Source organism: Bacillus sp. 275 (genome assembly GCF_001999205.1).
In the GTDB taxonomy this organism is placed as follows: domain Bacteria; phylum Bacillota; class Bacilli; order Bacillales; family Bacillaceae; genus Bacillus; species Bacillus velezensis.
In genome coordinates this window covers 1,886,640-1,909,470 of record NZ_CP019626.1, presented here as the reverse complement: position 1 = coordinate 1,909,470, position 22,831 = coordinate 1,886,640, and the positions used below count along the sequence as shown (strand labels likewise).

34 protein-coding genes and 1 pseudogene are annotated in these 22,831 nt (G+C 44.0%); all 35 read left to right on the top strand.

Translation table 11 applies throughout. From position 1 onward, the window contains the following. Positions 1-19: 19 nt before the first annotated feature. The gene (gene rpoC / locus BZ167_RS09015) at positions 20-3,619 is read left to right on the top strand and encodes a DNA-directed RNA polymerase subunit beta' (protein ID WP_007410398.1); all 3,600 of its coding nucleotides are present in this window, start codon (positions 20-22) and stop codon (positions 3,617-3,619) included. A 168-nt stretch (positions 3,620-3,787) separates the two neighbouring features. Continuing rightward, entirely contained in the window at positions 3,788-4,036 is a 249-nt protein-coding gene (locus tag BZ167_RS09010; RefSeq protein WP_003156443.1) for a 50S ribosomal protein L7ae-like protein, read from the top strand. A gap of 115 nt (positions 4,037-4,151) precedes the next feature. Further along, positions 4,152-4,568, top strand: coding sequence for a 30S ribosomal protein S12 (gene rpsL, locus BZ167_RS09005; RefSeq protein ID WP_003156445.1), 417 nt, complete (start codon positions 4,152-4,154; stop codon positions 4,566-4,568). A 39-nt stretch (positions 4,569-4,607) separates the two neighbouring features. Then, positions 4,608-5,078 (top strand): 30S ribosomal protein S7, encoded by a 471-nt coding sequence (rpsG, locus tag BZ167_RS09000; RefSeq protein ID WP_003156447.1) that lies wholly within the window; start codon positions 4,608-4,610, stop codon positions 5,076-5,078. Between the two features lie 52 nt (positions 5,079-5,130). Beyond that, positions 5,131-7,209, top strand: coding sequence for an elongation factor G (gene fusA, locus BZ167_RS08995; protein ID WP_007410399.1), 2,079 nt, complete (start codon positions 5,131-5,133; stop codon positions 7,207-7,209). 119 nt (positions 7,210-7,328) lie between these two features. Next, complete coding sequence (gene tuf, locus BZ167_RS08990; RefSeq protein WP_007410400.1) at positions 7,329-8,519, top strand: elongation factor Tu; 1,191 nt, start codon at positions 7,329-7,331, stop codon at positions 8,517-8,519. A gap of 103 nt (positions 8,520-8,622) precedes the next feature. After that, entirely contained in the window at positions 8,623-9,588 is a 966-nt protein-coding gene (locus BZ167_RS08985; RefSeq protein ID WP_015416676.1) for an alpha/beta fold hydrolase, read from the top strand. A 248-nt stretch (positions 9,589-9,836) separates the two neighbouring features. Then, a complete protein-coding gene (gene rpsJ / locus BZ167_RS08980; protein ID WP_003156464.1) occupies positions 9,837-10,145 on the top strand; it encodes a 30S ribosomal protein S10 in 309 nt (102 codons plus the stop codon). 39 nt (positions 10,146-10,184) lie between these two features. Then, positions 10,185-10,814: a 50S ribosomal protein L3 gene (rplC, locus tag BZ167_RS08975; protein WP_007410402.1), complete on the top strand. Its 630-nt coding sequence runs from the start codon at positions 10,185-10,187 to the stop codon at positions 10,812-10,814. A gap of 27 nt (positions 10,815-10,841) precedes the next feature. Then, positions 10,842-11,465: a 50S ribosomal protein L4 gene (rplD, locus tag BZ167_RS08970; protein WP_007615239.1), complete on the top strand. Its 624-nt coding sequence runs from the start codon at positions 10,842-10,844 to the stop codon at positions 11,463-11,465. Beyond that, on the top strand, positions 11,465-11,752 hold the full coding sequence (gene rplW, locus BZ167_RS08965; protein ID WP_003156467.1) for a 50S ribosomal protein L23: 288 nt from the start codon (positions 11,465-11,467) through the stop codon (positions 11,750-11,752). The genes rplD and rplW overlap by 1 nt, the downstream gene beginning before the upstream one ends. Positions 11,753-11,783: 31 nt before the next feature. Beyond that, complete coding sequence (rplB, locus tag BZ167_RS08960; protein WP_003156470.1) at positions 11,784-12,617, top strand: 50S ribosomal protein L2; 834 nt, start codon at positions 11,784-11,786, stop codon at positions 12,615-12,617. Between the two features lie 57 nt (positions 12,618-12,674). Next, positions 12,675-12,953, top strand: a complete 279-nt coding sequence (gene rpsS, locus BZ167_RS08955) for a 30S ribosomal protein S19 (RefSeq protein ID WP_003156472.1) — start codon at positions 12,675-12,677, stop codon at positions 12,951-12,953. Between the two features lie 16 nt (positions 12,954-12,969). Beyond that, on the top strand, positions 12,970-13,311 hold the full coding sequence (gene rplV / locus BZ167_RS08950; RefSeq protein ID WP_003156475.1) for a 50S ribosomal protein L22: 342 nt from the start codon (positions 12,970-12,972) through the stop codon (positions 13,309-13,311). A gap of 3 nt (positions 13,312-13,314) precedes the next feature. After that, positions 13,315-13,971 carry a 30S ribosomal protein S3 gene (gene rpsC, locus BZ167_RS08945; protein WP_003156476.1) on the top strand — a complete coding sequence of 219 codons (657 nt, stop codon included), beginning with the start codon at positions 13,315-13,317 and terminating at the stop codon, positions 13,969-13,971. Between the two features lies 1 nt (position 13,972). Further along, positions 13,973-14,407, top strand: coding sequence for a 50S ribosomal protein L16 (rplP, locus tag BZ167_RS08940; RefSeq protein ID WP_003156478.1), 435 nt, complete (start codon positions 13,973-13,975; stop codon positions 14,405-14,407). After that, a complete protein-coding gene (gene rpmC / locus BZ167_RS08935) occupies positions 14,397-14,597 on the top strand; it encodes a 50S ribosomal protein L29 (protein WP_003156482.1) in 201 nt (66 codons plus the stop codon). The genes rplP and rpmC overlap by 11 nt, the downstream gene beginning before the upstream one ends. Before the next feature lie 22 nt (positions 14,598-14,619). Next, positions 14,620-14,883, top strand: coding sequence for a 30S ribosomal protein S17 (gene rpsQ / locus BZ167_RS08930; RefSeq protein WP_003156484.1), 264 nt, complete (start codon positions 14,620-14,622; stop codon positions 14,881-14,883). Between the two features lie 40 nt (positions 14,884-14,923). Beyond that, positions 14,924-15,292: a 50S ribosomal protein L14 gene (gene rplN, locus BZ167_RS08925; protein ID WP_007410404.1), complete on the top strand. Its 369-nt coding sequence runs from the start codon at positions 14,924-14,926 to the stop codon at positions 15,290-15,292. 36 nt (positions 15,293-15,328) lie between these two features. After that, positions 15,329-15,640, top strand: a complete 312-nt coding sequence (gene rplX, locus BZ167_RS08920) for a 50S ribosomal protein L24 (RefSeq protein ID WP_003156486.1) — start codon at positions 15,329-15,331, stop codon at positions 15,638-15,640. Between the two features lie 26 nt (positions 15,641-15,666). Beyond that, complete coding sequence (rplE, locus tag BZ167_RS08915; RefSeq protein ID WP_003156487.1) at positions 15,667-16,206, top strand: 50S ribosomal protein L5; 540 nt, start codon at positions 15,667-15,669, stop codon at positions 16,204-16,206. A gap of 22 nt (positions 16,207-16,228) precedes the next feature. Further along, positions 16,229-16,414, top strand: a complete 186-nt coding sequence (gene rpsN, locus BZ167_RS08910; RefSeq protein ID WP_003156488.1) for a 30S ribosomal protein S14 — start codon at positions 16,229-16,231, stop codon at positions 16,412-16,414. 31 nt (positions 16,415-16,445) lie between these two features. Continuing rightward, a complete protein-coding gene (rpsH, locus tag BZ167_RS08905; protein ID WP_003156489.1) occupies positions 16,446-16,844 on the top strand; it encodes a 30S ribosomal protein S8 in 399 nt (132 codons plus the stop codon). A gap of 30 nt (positions 16,845-16,874) precedes the next feature. Next, positions 16,875-17,414 (top strand): 50S ribosomal protein L6, encoded by a 540-nt coding sequence (rplF, locus tag BZ167_RS08900; protein WP_003156490.1) that lies wholly within the window; start codon positions 16,875-16,877, stop codon positions 17,412-17,414. Between the two features lie 34 nt (positions 17,415-17,448). Further along, the gene (gene rplR, locus BZ167_RS08895; RefSeq protein ID WP_003156492.1) at positions 17,449-17,811 is read left to right on the top strand and encodes a 50S ribosomal protein L18; all 363 of its coding nucleotides are present in this window, start codon (positions 17,449-17,451) and stop codon (positions 17,809-17,811) included. Positions 17,812-17,835: 24 nt separating this feature from the next. Further along, entirely contained in the window at positions 17,836-18,336 is a 501-nt protein-coding gene (gene rpsE / locus BZ167_RS08890) for a 30S ribosomal protein S5 (protein WP_003156493.1), read from the top strand. A gap of 13 nt (positions 18,337-18,349) precedes the next feature. Next, a complete protein-coding gene (gene rpmD, locus BZ167_RS08885) occupies positions 18,350-18,529 on the top strand; it encodes a 50S ribosomal protein L30 (RefSeq protein ID WP_003156497.1) in 180 nt (59 codons plus the stop codon). 30 nt (positions 18,530-18,559) lie between these two features. Continuing rightward, a complete protein-coding gene (gene rplO / locus BZ167_RS08880) occupies positions 18,560-19,000 on the top strand; it encodes a 50S ribosomal protein L15 (protein ID WP_007410405.1) in 441 nt (146 codons plus the stop codon). Position 19,001: 1 nt separating this feature from the next. Continuing rightward, entirely contained in the window at positions 19,002-20,297 is a 1,296-nt protein-coding gene (secY, locus tag BZ167_RS08875; protein WP_007410406.1) for a preprotein translocase subunit SecY, read from the top strand. 51 nt (positions 20,298-20,348) lie between these two features. After that, positions 20,349-21,002: an adenylate kinase gene (locus tag BZ167_RS08870; protein ID WP_007410407.1), complete on the top strand. Its 654-nt coding sequence runs from the start codon at positions 20,349-20,351 to the stop codon at positions 21,000-21,002. Beyond that, positions 20,999-21,745 (top strand): type I methionyl aminopeptidase, encoded by a 747-nt coding sequence (gene map, locus BZ167_RS08865; protein ID WP_007410408.1) that lies wholly within the window; start codon positions 20,999-21,001, stop codon positions 21,743-21,745. Before BZ167_RS08870 ends, map begins: the two co-directional genes overlap by 4 nt. Positions 21,746-21,809: 64 nt before the next feature. Further along, positions 21,810-22,092 (top strand): annotated as a pseudogene (locus BZ167_RS20510) (KOW domain-containing RNA-binding protein). Further along, the gene (infA, locus tag BZ167_RS08855; RefSeq protein WP_003156508.1) at positions 22,070-22,288 is read left to right on the top strand and encodes a translation initiation factor IF-1; all 219 of its coding nucleotides are present in this window, start codon (positions 22,070-22,072) and stop codon (positions 22,286-22,288) included. The pseudogene BZ167_RS20510 and the gene infA overlap by 23 nt, the downstream one beginning before the upstream one ends. A gap of 33 nt (positions 22,289-22,321) precedes the next feature. Further along, positions 22,322-22,435: a 50S ribosomal protein L36 gene (gene rpmJ, locus BZ167_RS08850; protein ID WP_003156543.1), complete on the top strand. Its 114-nt coding sequence runs from the start codon at positions 22,322-22,324 to the stop codon at positions 22,433-22,435. A gap of 22 nt (positions 22,436-22,457) precedes the next feature. Continuing rightward, on the top strand, positions 22,458-22,823 hold the full coding sequence (gene rpsM / locus BZ167_RS08845; RefSeq protein WP_003156545.1) for a 30S ribosomal protein S13: 366 nt from the start codon (positions 22,458-22,460) through the stop codon (positions 22,821-22,823). Positions 22,824-22,831 lie beyond the last annotated feature (8 nt).

Below are 22,831 nucleotides of genomic sequence, written 5' to 3'. Positions count from 1 at the left end.
AAAAAGGGAGGTAGGCCCCTTGCTAGATGTGAACAATTTTGAGTATATGAACATCGGTCTTGCTTCACCGGATAAAATCCGTTCATGGTCTTTTGGTGAAGTGAAAAAGCCTGAAACGATAAACTATCGTACGTTGAAACCTGAAAAGGACGGCCTGTTCTGCGAACGCATTTTCGGACCGACTAAGGACTGGGAATGTCATTGCGGCAAGTACAAGCGGGTTCGTTATAAAGGCGTAGTTTGTGACCGTTGCGGAGTTGAAGTAACGCGGGCTAAAGTCCGGCGTGAGAGAATGGGGCATATTGAACTGGCTGCCCCGGTTTCTCACATTTGGTATTTCAAAGGTATTCCGAGCCGTATGGGTCTTGTATTGGATATGTCACCGCGTGCGCTGGAAGAAGTTATTTACTTTGCTTCTTACGTCGTAACTGACCCGGCCAATACACCGCTCGAAAAGAAACAGCTTTTATCTGAAAAGGAATACCGTGCGTATCTGGATAAGTACGGAAACAAATTCCAAGCCTCTATGGGTGCGGAAGCCATTAATAAACTTCTGCAGGACATCGACCTTGTCAAAGAAGTTGATATGTTAAAAGAAGAGCTGAAGACTTCTCAAGGACAGCGCCGTACACGTGCGATCAAACGTCTTGAAGTGCTTGAAGCCTTCCGTAATTCAGGAAACAAGCCGTCTTGGATGATCCTCGACGTGCTTCCGGTTATTCCTCCTGAATTAAGACCGATGGTTCAGCTTGACGGCGGACGTTTCGCAACGTCTGACCTGAACGACCTTTACCGTCGTGTCATCAACCGTAATAACCGTTTAAAACGTCTGTTAGACCTCGGCGCGCCAAGCATCATCGTTCAGAACGAAAAACGTATGCTTCAGGAAGCAGTCGATGCTCTGATTGACAACGGACGCCGCGGCCGTCCGGTTACCGGACCGGGTAACCGTCCGCTTAAATCTCTTTCTCACATGCTGAAAGGGAAACAAGGGCGTTTCCGTCAGAACCTTCTCGGTAAACGTGTAGACTACTCAGGCCGTTCCGTTATCGTCGTAGGTCCGCATCTGAAAATGTATCAGTGCGGTTTGCCGAAGGAAATGGCGCTTGAGCTCTTCAAGCCTTTCGTCATGAAAGAGCTTGTTGAAAAAGGCCTTGCTCACAATATCAAGAGCGCAAAACGCAAAATCGAACGCGTGCAGCCTGAAGTATGGGATGTACTTGAATCTGTCATTAAGGAGCATCCGGTCTTACTGAACCGTGCCCCTACTCTTCACAGATTAGGTATCCAGGCTTTTGAACCGACGCTTGTTGAAGGACGCGCCATCCGTCTTCACCCATTAGTATGTACAGCTTATAACGCTGACTTTGACGGTGACCAAATGGCGGTTCACGTACCTTTATCAGCTGAGGCTCAAGCTGAGGCGCGCATTCTGATGCTTGCGGCCCAAAACATCTTGAACCCTAAAGATGGTAAACCGGTTGTTACGCCGTCTCAGGATATGGTATTAGGAAACTACTACCTGACGCTTGAGCGCGCCGGAGCAGTCGGCGAGGGTATGGTTTTCAAAAATACGGACGAAGCGCTTCTTGCTTATCAAAACGGTTATGTTCACCTTCATACGAGAGTTGCTGTTGCGGCGAACTCCCTTAAGAATGTGACATTTACTGAAGAACAGCGTTCAAAATTGTTAATTACAACTGTCGGTAAGCTCGTCTTTAATGAAATTCTTCCGGAATCATTCCCTTACATGAATGAACCAACGAAGAGCAACATTGAAGAGAAGACACCTGACCGTTTCTTCTTAGATAAAGGTGCTGACGTAAAAGCTGTGATTGCTGAGCAGCCGATCAACGCACCGTTTAAAAAAGGCATTCTCGGTAAAATCATCGCGGAAATCTTTAAACGATTCCATATCACGGAAACGTCTAAAATGCTTGACCGCATGAAAAACCTCGGTTTCAGATATTCAACGAAAGCCGGCATCACAGTAGGGGTTTCTGATATCGTCGTTCTCGATGACAAACAGGAAATCCTTGAAGAAGCACAAAGCAAAGTTGATAATGTCCTGAAACAGTTCAGACGCGGTTTAATCACCGAAGAAGAACGTTATGAAAGAGTCATTTCAATTTGGAGTTCAGCGAAAGATGTTATCCAAGGCAAACTGATGAAATCATTAGACGAAGTCAACCCGATCTACATGATGAGTGACTCAGGAGCCCGTGGTAACGCATCTAACTTTACACAGCTTGCGGGTATGCGCGGTCTGATGGCCAACCCGGCTGGACGAATCATTGAATTGCCGATTAAATCAAGTTTCCGTGAAGGCCTGACAGTTTTGGAGTACTTTATCTCCACTCACGGTGCGCGTAAAGGTCTTGCCGATACCGCCCTGAAAACAGCTGACTCAGGTTACCTTACACGCCGTCTTGTTGATGTTGCGCAGGATGTTATCATTCGTGAAACAGATTGCGGAACAGACCGCGGTATTCTTGCAAAACCGCTCAAAGAAGGCACGGAAATCATCGAGCGTCTGGAAGAGCGTCTGATCGGACGTTTCGCCAGAAAACAGATCAAACATCCTGAAACGGGTGCTGTGCTCATTAACGAAAATGAATTGATCGATGAAGATAAAGCGCTGGAAATCGTTGAAGCCGGAATCGAAGAAGTGTGGATCCGTTCTGCGTTCACATGTAACACTCCTCATGGTGTATGTAAACGATGCTACGGACGTAACCTTGCAACCGGAACTGATGTTGAAGTCGGCGAAGCAGTAGGTATTATCGCCGCTCAATCTATCGGTGAGCCTGGAACACAGTTAACAATGCGTACGTTCCACACAGGCGGGGTTGCCGGAGACGATATCACACAAGGTCTTCCGCGTATCCAAGAGCTTTTCGAAGCGCGTAATCCGAAAGGTCAAGCGACGATTTCTGAGATTGACGGTACAATTGCCGAAATCAATGAAGTCCGCGACAAACAGCAGGAGATTGTTGTTCAGGGCGCTGTTGAGACACGTTCATACACGGCACCTTACAACTCACGCCTGAAAGTGGCTGAGGGTGATCAGATTACCCGCGGTCAAGTGCTGACAGAAGGTTCAATCGATCCGAAAGAACTTCTTAAAGTCACTGACCTGACAACGGTTCAGGAATATCTTCTGCATGAGGTTCAGAAAGTTTACCGTATGCAAGGGGTTGAAATCGGCGATAAACACGTAGAAGTAATGGTTCGCCAGATGCTTCGCAAAGTCCGTGTGATCGATGCCGGAGATACTGATGTTCTCCCTGGCACATTGCTAGATATTCACCAATTCACAGAAGCGAACAAAAAAGTGCTGCTTGAGGGCAATCGACCTGCTACAGGACGTCCTGTTCTTCTCGGTATCACAAAAGCTTCACTCGAGACGGATTCATTCTTGTCTGCCGCATCATTCCAAGAAACAACACGCGTTCTTACAGATGCTGCGATTAAAGGCAAGCGCGATGAACTTCTCGGCCTGAAAGAGAATGTTATCATCGGTAAGCTGGTTCCGGCCGGTACCGGTATGATGAATTACAGAAAAGTAAAACCTGTTTCAAACGTTCAGCCTTCGGAAGATATGGTTCCGGCTGAATAATAGAAACTGCTGCAGGAAAGGCTGTTTCGACAGCTTTTCCTCAGTATTACAATTATTCTGGCGGTGGCCTGCACTAAAAAATGTCATACGTTGTTGACATCCGTCCCGCAGAGTGATAATATAACCAAGGTGCTCGAAATAAAACCTGTTACTTTGGAGGATATGTTTATGTCTTATGATAAAGTATCACAGGCCAAATCAATTATTATTGGTACGAAGCAAACAGTGAAAGCTCTAAAACGAGGTTCAGTGAAGGAAGTCGTCGTGGCAAAAGACGCGGATTCAGTTCTTACAGCTGGCGTTATCCAGCTTGCAAAGAACCAAAATACCGCTGTCTGTATGGTGGATTCCATGAAAAAGCTCGGCAAAGCCTGCGGAATTGAAGTGGGAGCAGCAGCTGTTGCCATTATGTTATAGCGTACTTTTTGTTTTTATATAAGATATCAATCTTGTGTAAAGACATTGTTTTTTGCCTAATGATGAACCACCTGGGTATGTGGGTTATAAAACGTAATGAAGGGAGGAACACAACATGCCTACAATTAATCAGCTAATTCGCAAGGGACGCGTGAGCAAAGTTGAAAACTCTAAGTCACCTGCACTAAACAAAGGATACAACAGCTTTAAAAAAGAGCACACTAACGTATCTTCTCCACAAAAACGCGGGGTATGTACTCGTGTGGGTACAATGACACCGAAAAAACCGAACTCAGCACTTCGTAAATATGCTCGTGTTCGTTTGACTAACGGAATCGAGGTTACTGCCTACATTCCTGGTATCGGTCACAACCTGCAAGAGCACAGCGTTGTACTGATCCGCGGCGGACGTGTAAAAGACTTACCGGGGGTACGCTACCACATCGTTCGTGGCGCACTTGATACTGCCGGAGTTGAAAACCGTGCGCAAGGCCGTTCTAAATACGGTACGAAACGTCCTAAAGCAAAGTAATCAAATAAATCATTAAAACTATGAAGGGAGGATATTCAGATGCCACGTAAAGGTCCTGTAGCAAAAAGAGATGTTTTACCTGATCCGCTTTACAACTCTAAGCTGGTATCCCGCCTGATCAACAAAATGATGATCGACGGTAAAAAAGGTAAATCTCAAACAATCCTATACAAGTCATTCGATATCATTAAAGAACGCACTGGCAATGATGCAATGGAGGTTTTCGAACAAGCATTGAAAAACATCATGCCTGTACTTGAAGTAAAAGCACGCCGTGTAGGTGGAGCTAACTACCAAGTGCCTGTAGAAGTTCGTCCTGAACGCCGTACAACTCTTGGTCTTCGCTGGTTGGTTAACTATGCGCGTCTTCGCGGAGAAAAAACAATGGAAGAGCGCCTGGCTAACGAAATTCTTGATGCAGCTAACAACACTGGTGCTGCCGTTAAGAAACGTGAAGACACTCACAAGATGGCAGAAGCGAACAAAGCATTTGCTCACTACCGCTGGTAGGATTCATATAATCAAAATAATAATTCCCTAATAAGGAAGGAGAAATTACCCAATGGCAAGAGAGTTCTCCTTAGAAAAAACTCGTAATATCGGGATCATGGCTCACATCGATGCCGGTAAAACGACTACTACAGAACGGATCTTGTTCTACACAGGCCGTATCCACAAAATTGGCGAAACTCACGAAGGTGCTTCGCAAATGGACTGGATGGAGCAGGAACAAGAACGCGGTATCACAATCACTTCTGCAGCAACGACTGCACAGTGGAAAGGTTACCGTGTAAACATCATCGATACACCGGGACACGTAGACTTCACAGTTGAAGTTGAACGTTCACTCCGTGTACTTGATGGTGCGGTTGCCGTACTTGATGCTCAATCAGGTGTTGAGCCTCAGACAGAAACAGTATGGCGCCAAGCAACAACTTACGGAGTGCCGCGCGTTGTATTTGTCAACAAAATGGACAAAATCGGCGCAGACTTCCTTTACTCTGTAGGCACTTTAAGAGACCGTCTTCAAGCTAACGCTCACGCAATTCAATTGCCGATCGGCGCTGAAGACAACTTCGAAGGTATCATCGACTTAGTAGAAAACGTTGCGTATTTCTACGAAGATGACCTTGGAACTCGTTCAGATGCGAAAGAAATCCCTGAAGAGTACAAAGAGCAAGCTGAAGAGCTTCGCAGCAGCCTGATTGAAGCTGTAGCTGAGCTTGATGAAGAGCTTATGGAAAAGTACCTTGAAGGTGAAGAAATCACTATCCCTGAACTGAAAGCTGCTATCCGTAAAGGTACACTGAATGTTGAATTCTACCCTGTACTTGTTGGATCTGCTTTCAAAAACAAAGGTGTTCAGCTTGTACTTGATGCTGTTCTTGACTACCTTCCTGCGCCAACTGATGTTGCTGCAATCAAAGGTGTACGTCCTGACACAGATGAAGAGATCGTTCGTCATTCTTCTGATGAAGAGCCATTCTCTGCACTTGCATTTAAAGTTATGACTGACCCTTATGTCGGTAAGCTGACATTCTTCCGCGTATATTCCGGTACACTTGATTCCGGTTCATATGTAAAGAACTCTACAAAAGGCAAGCGTGAGCGCGTAGGACGTATCCTTCAAATGCACGCAAACAGCCGTGAAGAGATCTCTACTGTTTACGCTGGAGACATCGCAGCTGCTGTAGGTCTAAAAGATACTTCTACTGGAGATACTCTATGTGATGAGAAGGATCTTGTAATCCTTGAATCAATGGAATTCCCAGAGCCTGTTATCGACGTAGCGATTGAGCCTAAATCAAAAGCTGACCAAGATAAAATGGGTATCGCTTTAGCGAAACTTGCTGAAGAAGATCCTACATTCCGTACACAAACAAACCCTGAAACGGGTCAAACAATCATCTCTGGTATGGGTGAGCTTCACCTTGATATCATTGTTGATCGTATGAAGCGTGAGTTCAAAGTTGAAGCTAACGTTGGTGCTCCTCAAGTTGCGTACCGTGAGACATTCCGTACCGGTGCAAAAGTTGAAGGTAAATTCGTACGTCAATCAGGCGGACGCGGTCAGTTCGGTCACGTTTGGATCGAATTTGAACCGAACGAAGAAGGCGCTGGCTTTGAATTCGAAAACGCAATCGTCGGTGGTGTTGTTCCTCGTGAATACATCCCAGCCGTACAAGCAGGTCTTGAAGACTCTCTTGAAAATGGTGTCCTAGCCGGATTCCCGCTAATCGACATCAAGGCGAAACTTTTTGATGGATCTTACCATGATGTTGACTCAAACGAAATGGCGTTTAAAGTCGCTGCTTCTATGGCATTGAAAAATGCAGTCAGCAAATGTAACCCAGTTCTTCTTGAACCAATCATGAAAGTTGAAGTTGTTATTCCTGAAGAATACATGGGAGACATCATGGGTGATGTTACTTCTCGTCGCGGACGCGTAGAAGGTATGGAAGCTCGCGGTAACGCTCAAGTTGTGCGTGCGATGGTACCTCTTGCTGAAATGTTCGGTTACGCTACTGCCCTTCGTTCTAACACGCAAGGACGCGGTACGTTCACAATGTTCATGGATCACTACGAAGAAGTGCCGAAGAGCATCGCTGAAGAAATTATCAAAAAAAATAAAGGCGAATAATTGATTTTGCCACTTAACTCAAGTATAACTACTATTGTAAGATGAGGAAGTGAGAGCTTGCTTTCACTTTCTATCACTCTATACATTACTAATTAAAAGCTCTTAAGGAGGATTTTAGAATGGCTAAAGAAAAATTCGACCGTTCCAAATCACATGCCAATATCGGTACAATTGGACACGTTGACCATGGTAAAACAACATTAACTGCTGCTATCTCAACAGTACTTCATAAGAAATCTGGTAAAGGTACAGCTATGGCGTACGATCAAATTGATGGTGCTCCAGAAGAACGTGAGCGCGGTATCACAATCTCTACTGCACACGTTGAGTACGAAACTGACACTCGTCACTATGCACACGTTGACTGCCCAGGACACGCTGACTATGTTAAAAACATGATCACTGGTGCTGCGCAAATGGACGGAGCTATCCTTGTAGTATCTGCTGCTGATGGCCCAATGCCACAAACTCGTGAGCACATCCTTCTTTCTAAAAACGTTGGTGTACCATACATCGTAGTATTCCTTAACAAATGCGACATGGTAGACGACGAAGAGCTTCTTGAGCTTGTTGAAATGGAAGTTCGCGATCTTCTTAGCGAATACGACTTCCCTGGTGATGATGTACCAGTTGTTAAAGGTTCTGCTCTTAAAGCTCTTGAAGGTGACGCTGAGTACGAAGAAAAAATTCTTGAACTTATGGCTGCAGTTGACGAGTACATCCCAACTCCAGAACGCGACACTGACAAACCATTCATGATGCCGGTTGAGGACGTATTCTCAATCACTGGTCGTGGTACAGTTGCTACTGGCCGTGTAGAACGCGGACAAGTTAAAGTCGGTGACGAAGTTGAAATCATCGGTCTTCAAGAAGAAAACAGCAAAACAACTGTTACAGGTGTTGAAATGTTCCGTAAGCTTCTTGACTACGCTGAAGCTGGAGACAACATCGGTGCACTTCTTCGCGGTGTAGCTCGTGAAGATATCCAACGTGGACAAGTACTTGCTAAACCAGGTACAATCACTCCACACAGCAAATTCAAAGCTGAAGTTTACGTTCTTTCTAAAGAAGAGGGTGGACGTCATACTCCATTCTTCTCTAACTACCGTCCTCAGTTCTACTTCCGTACAACTGACGTAACTGGTATCATCAATCTTCCAGAAGGCGTAGAAATGGTTATGCCTGGAGATAACACTGAAATGATCGTTGAACTTATCTCTACAATCGCTATCGAAGAAGGAACTCGTTTCTCTATTCGTGAAGGCGGACGTACAGTTGGTTCAGGCGTTGTTTCTACAATCACTGAGTAATCGACTCGTTCATTAATGCGGGGTCCCTTATGGGGCCTCGTTTTTTTGTTTCCCCGCTGATTCCATGTATAATAGAACGTATACAAATTTTAGGAGCAGAGCGATGAACGATAACTTCAAGAAAACCAATCGTATTTCAATGCTTCAGCAATTGCTGATTAATGGCAGTGAACAAACCATTATGATTAATGGTGATGACAGGAGTAATCCGCTGCTTTTGTTTTTGCACGGCGGTCCCGGCACGCCTCAAATCGGCTATGCGAGAAAATACCAAAATAAGCTGGAAAAGCATTTCACCGTTGTGAACTGGGATCAGAGAGGGGCGGGTCTCTCTTATTCAAAGGAAATTCCGGCTTCATCTATGACCTTGGATCAGCTGACAGCCGATACCATTCATTTGACCGAACGCTTATGCAAGCAATTCAGCAGGCAAAAAATATATATCGCCGGCTATTCGTGGGGTTCAGTTCTGGCGCTTCATGTTCTTCAAGAGAGGCCTGATTTGTATTATGCGTATATCGGTATCAGTCAGGTGGTTAATATTCAAAAGGAAGAAACGGAAGCTTACCGGCTGATGATGGAATGGAGCAGGCGACGCAAACATTTCCTGCTGGAAAAGACGCTTAGCTTTATCGGAGCGCCTCCATGGGAGAAACAGCTGCAGCGAACGTTGTTTCTGCTTTGTATCGAGATGAGGGGAGGGGGCTTTACCCATCATCCGATCGGTGCTCTTAAAGCAGGGGGGCGAATGCTGTTTGGTGAACCGTACGGTGTGAGAGGGAGTTTCTTAGCCGCGCGGGGACAAATGTTCAGCCTGAAACACCTGTGGGAGGATCTCATTTTCTTTAATGCCGGGGAATCAGTTTCTTCTATTATAATACCGTGCTGTTTTATGTCAGGGAGATACGATTTGACGGTCCCGGGGACGACGTCTTATGAATATTATCAGAAGGTTGATGCGCCGTATAAAGAATGGCATTGGTTTGAGAACTCAGCCCATTCGCCTCATTTGGAGGAACCGGATCGCTTTGCCGAAGTTGTCAGCCGGTTCGCATCGTTCCATCTTTGAAAGAAAACAGGCATATCCTTGATTAATCATGGTATCACCTGTATAATAATCAAAGTGTGAAAACCACAAGGTTCTTTAAATAAACCTTGCAACATACGTCTATTTTCTGTATAATAGTGTATGTTGGTCTTTGACTGCGATGAAGTGAGAGGTTGCTGACACACCCGGCCGCTTTGCCATGGCAAGGTGATCAGGTTTTTCTCGCGGAGAACTGTCTAACGTGATGTAGGCGAAAAGGAGGGAAAATAATGGCAAAACAAAAAATTCGTATTCGTTTAAAAGCATATGATCATAGAATCCTTGATCAATCTGCAGAGAAGATTGTTGAAACGGCAAAACGTTCTGGTGCCAGCGTATCTGGTCCGATTCCGTTGCCAACTGAAAAATCAGTTTACACAATCCTTCGTGCGGTGCACAAATACAAAGATTCTCGTGAGCAATTTGAAATGCGTACACATAAACGTTTAATCGACATTGTGAACCCAACACCACAAACTGTTGATGCTCTCATGCGATTAGACTTACCATCTGGTGTCGATATCGAAATCAAACTTTAATTCTAAAATATAGAATGATCTTAATAGGAGGTGTGACGAATGACCAAAGGAATCTTAGGAAGAAAAATTGGTATGACGCAAGTATTCGCAGAGAACGGTGATCTTATCCCGGTAACTGTTATTGAAGCAGCTCCAAACGTTGTTCTTCAAAAGAAAACAGCTGAAAATGATGGCTATGAAGCGATCCAGCTTGGTTTTGACGATAAGCGTGAAAAGCTTTCAAACAAACCGGAAAAAGGACACGTTGCAAAAGCGGAAACTGCTCCTAAGCGCTTCGTTAAAGAATTACGCGGCGTGGATATGGATGCGTATGAAATTGGTCAGGAAGTCAAGGTTGAAATTTTCTCTGCAGGAGAAATCGTAGATGTAACAGGAGTATCTAAAGGTAAAGGTTTCCAAGGTGCAATCAAGCGCCACGGACAATCTCGCGGACCTATGTCTCACGGTTCACGCTACCACCGTCGTCCTGGTTCAATGGGACCTGTAGATCCTAACCGTGTATTCAAAGGTAAACTATTACCTGGACGCATGGGCGGAGATCAAATCACTGTCCAAAACCTTGAAATCGTAAAAGTAGATGCTGAGCGCAATCTTCTTTTGATTAAAGGTAACGTACCTGGTGCGAGAAAAACTTTAATCACTGTTAAAAGTGCTGTTAAATCTAAATAAGTCTCTTAGGAAAGGAGGAAATTGATCATGCCAAAAGTAGCATTATACAACCAAAACGGTTCTACTGCTGGTGATATCGAATTAAACGCGTCTGTATTTGGAATTGAGCCAAATGAGAGCGTAGTATTCGACGCTATTCTTATGCAAAGAGCTTCCTTACGTCAAGGATCTCACAAAGTAAAAAATCGTTCTGAAGTACGCGGCGGAGGTCGCAAACCATGGCGTCAAAAAGGTACAGGTCGTGCCCGTCAAGGTTCAATCCGTTCACCGCAATGGCGCGGAGGTGGTGTCGTATTCGGCCCAACACCACGCAGCTATTCTTACAAATTACCTAAAAAAGTTCGCCGCTTGGCAATCAAATCAGTATTGTCTTCTAAAGTGAACGACAACAACATCATTGTTCTTGAAGATCTTACTCTTGATACGGTTAAAACAAAAGAAATGGCAGCTATCCTTAAAGGATTATCTGTTGAGAAAAAAGCTTTAATCGTAACTGCGGATGCAAACGAAGCAGTATCTCTTTCTGCACGCAACATCCCTGGAGTTACAGTTGTTCAAGCTAACGGAATCAACGTGTTAGACGTTGTCAACCACGAGAAGCTTCTGATTACAAAAGCTGCGGTTGAAAAAGTAGAGGAGGTGCTTGCATAATGAAAGATCCTCGTGATGTTCTTAAGCGCCCCGTCATTACTGAACGTTCTGCTGATTTAATGACTGAAAAAAAATATACTTTTGAAGTTGATGTAAGAGCTAATAAAACAGAAGTGAAAGATGCAGTTGAAAGTATCTTTGGAGTGAAAGTTGACAAAGTCAACATCATGAACTACAAAGGGAAATCAAAACGTGTCGGCCGCTACACTGGTATGACTAGCCGTCGCAGAAAAGCGATCGTAAAACTTACTGCAGACAGCAAAGAAATCGAAATTTTTGAAGCTTAATTATCTGTAAAAAGAAGGAGGGAAATTCAAAATGGCGATTAAAAAGTATAAACCGACCTCTAACGGACGTCGTGGCATGACAACTTCAGATTTTGCTGAAATCACGACTGACCAGCCGGAAAAATCCTTGCTTGCGCCCCTTCACAAAAAAGGCGGACGTAACAACCAAGGTAAATTGACTGTACGTCACCAAGGTGGCGGACACAAACGCCAATACCGTGTTATCGACTTCAAACGCGATAAAGATGGTATACCTGGACGCGTTGCTACAGTTGAGTACGATCCAAACCGTTCAGCTAACATTGCACTAATCAACTATGTAGACGGAGAAAAACGTTACATTCTTGCACCAAAAGGAATTCAAGTAGGTACTGAAATCATGTCCGGCCCTGAAGCTGACATCAAAGTAGGTAACGCACTTCCGCTTATCAACATCCCTGTTGGTACAGTTGTGCATAACATTGAATTAAAACCTGGTAAAGGCGGACAGCTTGTACGTTCAGCTGGTACATCTGCTCAGGTTCTTGGTAAAGAAGGCAAATACGTTCTTGTACGTCTTAACTCTGGTGAAGTTCGCATGATCCTTTCTGCTTGCCGCGCTTCTATCGGTCAAGTAGGTAACGAGCAGCACGAACTTATCAACGTTGGTAAAGCAGGACGCTCTCGCTGGAAAGGCATCCGCCCTACAGTACGCGGTTCTGTAATGAACCCTAACGATCACCCGCACGGTGGTGGTGAAGGTCGCGCGCCAATCGGACGTAAATCACCAATGTCTCCTTGGGGCAAACCGACTCTTGGATTCAAGACACGTAAGAAAAAGAACAAATCTGATAAATTTATCGTACGTCGTCGTAAAAATAAATAACGGGGTTGTCTACGGTTCATTTCGGACCGTAGTGCAATCACGAAGGGAGGTTCCAAAATGGCTCGCAGCTTGAAAAAAGGACCATTTGTCGATGGACACTTGATGACAAAAATCGAGAAATTAAATGAAACGGACAAGAAACAAGTTGTAAAAACTTGGTCTCGCCGTTCAACTATTTTCCCACAATTTATCGGTCACACTATCGCAGTATATGACGGACGTAAACACGTGCCTGTATTCATTTCTGAAGACATGGTAGGCCACAAGTTGGGCGAATTCGCACCGACTCGTACTTACAAAGGCCACGCCAGTGACGATAAAAAAACAAGACGCTAAGAGAGGAGGCTTTTAAATGCAAGCTAAAGCTGTTGCAAGAACAGTCCGTATTGCTCCTCGTAAAGCACGTCTAGTAATGGACCTGATTCGAGGTAAGCAAGTAGGCGAAGCAGTATCTATCCTGAACTTAACTCCGAGAGCTGCTTCTCCGATCATCGAAAAAGTTTTAAAATCTGCTATCGCAAATGCTGAGCACAACTACGAGATGGACGCTAACAATCTGGTTATTTCTCAGGCATTTGTTGACGAAGGCCCAACGTTAAAAAGATTCCGCCCGCGTGCTATGGGACGTGCGAGCCAAATCAACAAACGTACGAGCCACATTACAATCGTTGTATCAGAAAAGAAGGAGGGATAAGTAGTGGGTCAAAAGGTAAATCCAGTCGGTCTTCGTATCGGAGTCATTCGTGATTGGGAATCTAAGTGGTACGCTGGTAAAGATTACGCTGACTTCCTGCACGAAGATTTAAAAATTCGTGAATTCATTAGCAAACGCCTTTCTGACGCTTCTGTTTCTAAAGTAGAAATCGAGCGCGCAGCAAACCGCGTTAACATTACGATCCACACTGCTAAGCCTGGTATGGTAATCGGTAAAGGCGGATCTGAAGTTGAAGCACTTCGTAAAGCCCTTAACAGCCTTACTGGCAAGCGTGTACACATTAACATTCTTGAAATCAAAAGAGCAGATCTTGATGCTCAGCTTGTAGCTGACAACATCGCTCGTCAACTAGAAAACCGTATTTCTTTCCGCCGTGCGCAGAAACAACAAATCCAACGCACTATGCGTGCTGGAGCACAAGGTGTGAAAACAATGGTTTCCGGCCGTCTTGGCGGAGCTGACATTGCTCGTTCTGAATACTACAGTGAAGGAACTGTTCCATTGCACACTTTACGTGCTGACATCGACTATGCAACATCTGAAGCTGACACAACTTACGGTAAGCTTGGTGTAAAAGTCTGGATCTATCGTGGAGAGGTTCTTCCTACTAAGAAGAAAACTGAGGAAGGAGGAAAATAATATGTTATTACCAAAACGCGTTAAATATCGCAGAGAGCATCGCGGAAAAATGCGCGGTCGCGCTAAAGGCGGTACTGAAGTACATTTTGGTGAGTACGGTATCCAGGCTCTTGAAGCTTCTTGGATCACAAACCGCCAAATCGAAGCTGCACGTATTGCGATGACTCGTTACATGAAACGTGGCGGTAAAGTTTGGATTAAAATTTTCCCTTCAAAACCTTACACTGCTAAACCGCTTGAGGTACGGATGGGTTCCGGTAAAGGGGCTCCTGAAGGCTGGGTAGCTGTTGTAAAACCGGGCAAAGTTTTATTTGAAATTTCTGGTGTGTCTGAAGAGGTAGCTCGTGAAGCTCTTCGTCTTGCATCTCACAAATTGCCAATTAAAACGAAGTTCGTAAAACGTGAAGAAATTGGTGGTGAATCAAATGAAAGCTAATGAAATTCGTGACCTTACCACTGCTGAAATTGAACAAAAAGTAAAGTCTCTTAAAGAAGAACTTTTCAATCTTCGCTTTCAATTAGCGACAGGACAACTTGAAAATACTGCTCGCATTCGTGAAGTGCGCAAAGCTATCGCGCGCATGAAAACTGTGATTCGTGAAAGAGAAATTGCTGCCAACAAATAATCACTGAGGGGAGGTCGTGAGCATGAGCGAACGTAACCAACGCAAAGTTTACCAAGGCCGTGTTGTTTCTGACAAAATGGATAAAACCATCACTGTTGTTGTTGAAACATACAAAAAGGATCCTATTTACGGTAAACGCGTAAAATACTCAAAGAAATTCAAAGCACATGATGAAAATAACCAAGCTAAAATCGGAGACATCGTAAAGATCATGGAAACTCGTCCATTATCTGCAACTAAGCGTTTTCGTCTAGTAGAAGTTGTCGAAGAAGCTGTTATTATCTAATAAAGTTCGGAATTCTTTTTCCGAAGGGAGGTAACAAATAATGATTCAACAAGAGACTCGTTTAAAAGTTGCTGACAACTCCGGTGCGCGTGAGGTACTTACTATTAAAGTTCTTGGCGGTTCTGGACGTAAAACGGCTAACATTGGTGATGTAATTGTTTGCACGGTTAAACAAGCAACACCAGGAGGCGTTGTCAAAAAAGGTGAAGTCGTAAGAGCTGTTATCGTTCGCACAAAAAGCGGAGCACGCAGAACTGACGGATCATACATCAGCTTCGATGAGAATGCATGTGTTATCATCCGTGACGACAAGAGCCCGCGTGGAACTCGTATCTTCGGACCGGTTGCCCGTGAATTACGTGAAAACAACTTCATGAAAATTGTTTCTCTGGCTCCAGAAGTTATCTAATGAAATAAATGCCTTACTCAAGGAGGTGCGATCAGGATGCATGTGAAAAAAGGCGATAAAGTAATGGTTATCTCTGGTAAAGATAAAGGCAAACAAGGTACGATCCTTGCTGCTTTCCCTAAAAAGGACCGCGTTCTAGTTGAGGGCGTAAACATGGTGAAGAAGCACTCTAAACCAACTCAAGCAAACCCTCAAGGCGGTATTTCTAATCAAGAGGCGCCAATTCATGTATCAAACGTTATGCCGCTCGATCCTAAAACAGGTGAAGTGACTCGCGTAGGATACAAAGTGGAAGATGGCAAAAAAGTTCGTGTTGCAAAAAAATCTGGGCAAGTCTTAGATAAATAGTATTTAAAGGAAGGGAGGTCTATCTCATGAACCGCCTTAAAGAAAAGTACAATAAAGAAATTTCACCTGCTTTAATGACGAAGTTCAACTACGACTCTGTTATGCAGGTGCCAAAAATCGAAAAAATCGTAATCAACATGGGTGTCGGTGATGCTGTTCAAAACGCAAAAGCAATCGACAGTGCTGTTGAAGAATTAACGTTTATCGCAGGTCAAAAACCTGTCGTTACTCGTGCGAAGAAATCAATTGCTGGATTCCGTCTTCGTGAGGGAATGCCTATCGGTGCGAAAGTAACTCTTCGCGGAGAGCGCATGTATGATTTCCTTGATAAACTTATTTCTGTATCTTTACCGCGTGTACGTGACTTCCGCGGGATTTCTAAGAAATCTTTCGACGGTCGCGGAAACTACACTCTTGGTATCAAAGAACAGTTAATCTTCCCTGAAATTGACTACGATAAAGTAACAAAGGTTCGCGGAATGGACATCGTTATCGTAACGACTGCTAACTCTGACGAAGAGGCTCGTGAGCTATTAACTCAAGTAGGTATGCCGTTCCAGAAATAATCAATGAAAGGGAGGCGAAATCGTGGCTAAAAAGTCAATGATTGCGAAACAACAACGTACACCAAAGTTTAAAGTGCAAGAGTACACTCGCTGTGAACGCTGCGGACGTCCGCACTCAGTCATTCGTAAATTTAAACTTTGCCGTATTTGTTTCCGTGAGCTTGCATATAAAGGACAAATTCCTGGCGTGAAAAAAGCCAGCTGGTAATCCCCAAGAATGGGAAGGAGGTAATTATATAATGGTTATGACAGATCCAATTGCAGATATGCTGACTCGTATTCGCAATGCAAACATGGTACGTCATGAGAAGCTTGAAATTCCTGCTTCTAAATTGAAAAGAGAAATTGCTGACATTTTAAAGCGTGAAGGTTTCATTCGTGACGTTGAGTTCGTAGAAGACAGCAAACAAGGTATCATCCGCGTTTTCTTGAAATACGGACAAAACAACGAGCGCGTTATCACTGGTCTTAAAAGAATCAGCAAACCAGGTTTGCGTGTATACGCTAAATCAAATGAAGTACCTCGCGTACTTAACGGTCTTGGAATCGCGATTATTTCTACATCACAAGGTGTTTTAACGGACAAAGAAGCCCGTGCAAAACAAGCTGGTGGAGAAGTTCTAGCATACGTTTGGTAAGAAGTTTAACAAGAATGGAGGTGTTTTAGTATGTCTCGTGTAGGTAAAAAACTGCTTGAGATCCCTTCTGGAGTTACAGTAACGCTGAACGAAGGCAACACTGTAGCTGTAAAAGGACCAAAAGGAGAATTAACTCGTACTTTCCATCCTGATATGGAAATCAAAATTGAGGACAACGTGCTTACAGTTACTCGTCCTTCTGATCACAAAGAGCACCGTGCGCTGCATGGTACGACTCGCAGTCTGCTTGGAAACATGGTTGAAGGCGTATCTAAAGGATTTGAAAGAGGTTTGGAATTAGTCGGTGTCGGTTATCGTGCGGCTAAATCCGGAAACAAACTTGTTTTAAACGTTGGATACTCTCACCCTGTTGAGATCGTTCCTGAAGAGGGCATCGAAATCGAAGTTCCTTCTCAAACTAAAGTAGTTGTAAAAGGTACAGACAAAGAGCGTGTAGGAGCTATCGCTGCTAACATCCGCGCTGTACGTTCTCCAGAGCCTTACAAAGGTAAAGGAATCCGCTACGAAGGTGAAGTTGTTCGCCGTAAAGAAGGTAAATCTGCTAAGTAAGACCGCTTAAAGTGAAGAAAGGAGTGACCTAAGGATGATTACGAAAACTAGCAAAAATGCTGCTCGTCAAAAAAGACATGCCCGTGTTCGTGCTAAACTTTCAGGCACAGCTGAAAGACCTCGTCTGAATGTGTTCCGTTCAAACAAACACATTTATGCTCAAATCATCGATGATGTAAATGGCGTTACACTTGCTAGTGCCTCTACTCTCGATAAAGATTTGAACGTGGAAAGCACTGGTGACAGCGCTGCTGCTGCTAAAGTCGGTGAACTCGTTGCGAAACGCGCTTCTGAGAAAGGTGTTTCTGACGTTGTATTTGACCGCGGCGGATACTTATACCATGGACGTGTAAAAGCTCTGGCCGATGCAGCTCGTGAAGCCGGACTGAAATTTTAATAAAAAAAGGAGGGACACATGATTATGCGTCGTATTGACCCAAGCAAATTAGAGTTAGAAGAACGCTTAGTTACGGTTAACCGCGTAGCGAAAGTTGTTAAAGGTGGTCGTCGTTTCCGTTTCGCAGCTCTAGTCGTTGTCGGTGACAAAAACGGTCACGTAGGTTTCGGTACTGGTAAAGCACAAGAAGTACCTGAAGCAATCCGCAAAGCTGTTGAAGATGCGAAAAAGAATTTGATTGAAGTACCAATGGTTGGAACTACGATTCCACACGAAATCATCGGACGTTTCGGTGCAGGCAATATCTTGTTGAAACCTGCTTCTGAAGGTACTGGAGTTATCGCTGGAGGCCCTGTACGTGCGGTACTTGAGCTTGCTGGCGTTGCTGATATCCTTTCTAAGTCTTTAGGTTCTAACACACCGATCAACATGATCCGTGCAACACTTCAAGGTTTAAGTGAGCTTAAACGTGCCGAAGAGGTTGCGAAGCTTCGTGGAAAATCTGTAGAAGAACTGTTAGGATAAGGAGGGAACATTAATGGCTAAATTAGAAATTACCCTCAAACGCAGTGTAATCGGTCGCCCGGAAGATCAGCGCGTTACTGTAAGAACACTTGGTTTAAAGAAAACAAACCAAACTGTCGTTCATGAAGATAACGCTGCGATCCGCGGTATGATTAATAAAGTATCTCATCTAGTTTCTGTTAAAGAACAATAAAAATAAATTATAGGCTAAGGAGGTGTCCTAATGAAACTTCATGAATTAAAGCCTTCAGAAGGTTCACGTAAAGTACGCAATCGCGTAGGTCGTGGTATTGGTTCTGGTAACGGTAAAACAGCTGGTAAAGGTCACAAAGGTCAAAACGCTCGTTCTGGCGGCGGTGTACGCCCTGGATTCGAGGGGGGACAAATGCCTTTATTCCAACGTCTTCCTAAACGCGGTTTTACAAACATCAACCGTAAGGATTACGCTATTGTGAACGTAGACAAATTGAACGGTTTTGCGGAAGGAACGGAAGTCACTCCTGAACTTCTTCTTGAGACTGGTGTTATTAGCAAACTTAATGCAGGAGTAAAGATTCTTGGCAACGGTAAATTAGAGAAAAAATTAACTGTAAAAGCCAATAAATTCTCTGCTTCTGCGAAAGAAGCTGTTGAAGCTGCTGGCGGTACAGCTGAGGTGATCTAACTTGTTTAAGACAATCTCCAACTTTATGCGTGTGAGTGATATTCGGAATAAAATCATTTTTACATTACTCATGCTTATCGTCTTTCGCATAGGTGCGTTTATCCCTGTGCCATATGTAAATGCTCAGGCGTTGCAGACACAAAGTTCGATGGGGGTTTTTGATCTCCTTAACACATTTGGCGGCGGTGCGCTTTATCAGTTCTCCATTTTTGCGATGGGAATTACGCCTTACATCACTGCTTCAATCATCATTCAGCTGCTTCAGATGGATGTTGTGCCGAAGTTTACCGAGTGGTCTAAGCAAGGTGAAGTCGGCCGCCGTAAATTAGCTCAGTTCACGAGATATTTTACAATTGTGCTTGGTTTTATCCAGGCATTAGGTATGTCTTACGGGTTTAACAACCTGGCAAACGGTATGCTGATTGAAAAATCCGGCATATCGACATATCTGATTATTGCTTTAGTACTCACTGGAGGAACTGCTTTTTTAATGTGGCTGGGAGAACAAATTACTTCCAATGGAGTAGGTAACGGAATTTCGATCATCATCTTCGCGGGGATTGTGGCTAGTATTCCGAAAACTGTTGGGCAGATTTATGAGACTCAATTTGTCGGCAGCAGCGATCAGCTGTTTATTCATATTGTAAAAATCGCTTTACTGGTGATTGCGATTTTGGCCGTTATTGTTGGTGTTATTTTCATTCAGCAGGCCGTACGCAAAATCGCGATTCAATATGCAAAAGGGCAAGGTCGTTCACCTGTTGGCGGAGGCCAGTCAACTCACCTTCCGCTTAAAGTGAATCCGGCAGGGGTTATTCCGGTAATCTTTGCGGTTGCGTTTCTTATTACGCCGCGTACTATCGCGTCATTTTTCGGAGAGAACGATGTGACAAAGTGGATTCAAGCCAACTTTGACAATACACATCCGGTGGGCATGGCGGTTTATGTCGCATTAATTATCGCCTTTACGTACTTCTATGCTTTTGTGCAGGTAAACCCTGAACAAATGGCTGATAACCTTAAAAAACAGGGTGGCTATATCCCGGGGGTTCGTCCAGGGAAAATGACTCAAGATAGAATTACGAGCATTTTGTATCGACTTACGTTTGTGGGTTCTATATTCTTAGCCGTGATTTCCATTCTTCCTATCTTTTTCATTCAATTCGCTGGATTGCCTCAAAGTGCACAGATTGGCGGAACATCATTGTTAATTGTCGTCGGGGTAGCCTTGGAGACAATGAAGCAGCTGGAGAGCCAGTTAGTGAAACGTAATTACCGAGGATTTATGAAAAATTAGAGGACTGGTTTTAACCATTCCTCTAAATAAGAGAGGACGGGGGAAATCCGAATGAACTTAGTCTTAATGGGACTTCCTGGAGCTGGTAAAGGCACACAGGGAGAACGAATTGTTGAGGATTATGGGATACCTCATATCTCAACGGGAGATATGTTCCGTGCTGCTATGAAAGAAGAAACACCACTCGGACTCGAAGCAAAGTCTTATATTGATAAAGGCGAGCTCGTACCGGACGAAGTCACAATCGGCATTGTCAAAGAAAGACTAGGCAAAGATGATTGTGAAAGAGGTTTTCTTCTGGACGGATTTCCGCGAACAGTCGCTCAGGCTGAAGCTCTTGAAAACATTCTTGAGGAATACGGCAAGCCGATTGATTATGTCATTAACATTAAAGTAGACAAAGACTCTTTAATGGAACGTTTGACTGGACGCAGAATTTGCAGTGTTTGCGGCACAACCTATCATTTGGTTTTCAATCCGCCGAAAACGCCGGGTGTTTGTGATAAAGACGGAGGAGACCTTTATCAACGGGCAGATGATAATGAGGAAACCGTCTCAAAACGGCTTGAGGTCAACATGAAGCAGACTCAGCCTTTACTCGATTTTTATTCTGAGAAAGGGTATCTTGTCAACGTCAATGGCCAGCAGGACATTAACGACGTGTACAAAGATGTGAAAGAGCTTCTTGGAGGATTGAGCAAATGATTATCTGTAAGACCCCTCGTGAGCTTGGCATCATGCGGGAAGCAGGGCGAATCGTGGCTTTGACTCATGAAGAGATGAAAAAGCACATTAAACCAGGAATCTCGACAAAAGAATTGGATCAAATTGCCGAACGTTTTATTGAGAAGCAGGGTGCAATCCCATCTTTTAAGGGGTATAATGGGTTTCGCGGGAGCATCTGTGTATCAGTTAATGAAGAACTCGTTCACGGAATACCCGGTAAAAGGGTTTTACGTGACGGTGACATTATCAGCATTGATATCGGTGCTAAATTAAATGGTTATCATGGTGACTCTGCTTGGACATATCCGGTAGGAAACATCAGTGATGATGATAAACGACTGCTGGAAGTAACAGAGGAGTCTTTATATAAAGGCTTGAAGGAAGCAAAACCAGGTGAACGTTTGTCGAATATTTCCCACGCAATACAAACGTATGTCGAAAATGAGCAGTTTTCAGTTGTTAGGGAGTATGTCGGACATGGTGTTGGTCAAGACTTGCATGAGGATCCGCAAATTCCTCATTACGGTCCGCCAAACAAAGGACCTAGGCTGAAGCCTGGTATGGTTCTCGCTATAGAACCGATGGTTAACGCTGGCAGCCGATATGTGAAAACATTGGCTGATAACTGGACGGTTGTAACGGTAGATGGGAAAAAGTGTGCTCATTTTGAACATACGATTGCGATTACGGAAACGGGTTTTGATATACTGACAAAAGTCTAGATGATGAAATGAATTCCATGACACATGTTTTTCATTCCGCACCTGGGCAGATTGTAGGTTTACAATTGGTCGGAAGAAAAACCGGCTAGCTGCTGTCATCGGAATGAGGATTCATCATCGTGTACTAAAGCAGACGGAGAAAAGCGTACATTTCATTCTCCTTAGAAAAAGAATATCAATCATTCACCCTTTATGATTGCGTATCTCCGGAAGTTCAGAACAGTATAAACGAAACAGGGCGTGTGACAAACGGATAACTGAGATTTTCTCTTTTGAAATTTGTCAGAGAGCAAGTTACTGATTTGAAGAAGGGAGAACACTTGAATGGCGAAAGACGATGTAATTGAAGTGGAAGGTACGATTGTCGAAACACTGCCAAACGCGATGTTCAAAGTTGAACTCGAAAATGGCCATACGGTTTTGGCTCACGTATCTGGTAAAATCCGCATGCACTTCATTCGCATTTTACCTGGAGACAAAGTTACGGTAGAATTATCTCCATATGACTTAACTCGTGGCAGGATTACGTACCGTTACAAATAAAGCACTCCGGAAACTGAAGGAGGTTGGAAACACATGAAAGTGAGACCATCAGTTAAACCAATCTGCGAGAAATGTAAAGTTATTCGCAGAAAAGGAAAAGTAATGGTGATCTGTGAAAATCCAAAGCATAAACAAAAACAAGGATAATTAATAAGGAGGTGCCCAGAGAATGGCTCGTATTGCTGGTGTAGATATCCCACGTGACAAACGTGTTGTTATTTCTTTAACATATGTCTTCGGAATTGGCCGCACAACGGCTCAGCAAGTCTTGAAAGAGGCTGGTGTTTCTGAAGATACTCGTGTGCGTGATCTTACTGAAGAAGAACTTGGTAAAATCCGTGATGTTATTGACAAACTGAAAGTAGAAGGTGACCTTCGCCGTGAAGTTTCTCTTAACATCAAGCGTCTGATCGAAATCGGAAGCTACCGCGGAATCCGCCATCGCAGAGGTTTGCCTGTTCGCGGACAAAACTCTAAAAACAATGCGCGTACTCGTAAAGGTCCGCGTCGTACTGTAGCTAACAAGAAAAAATAAGTAAGGGA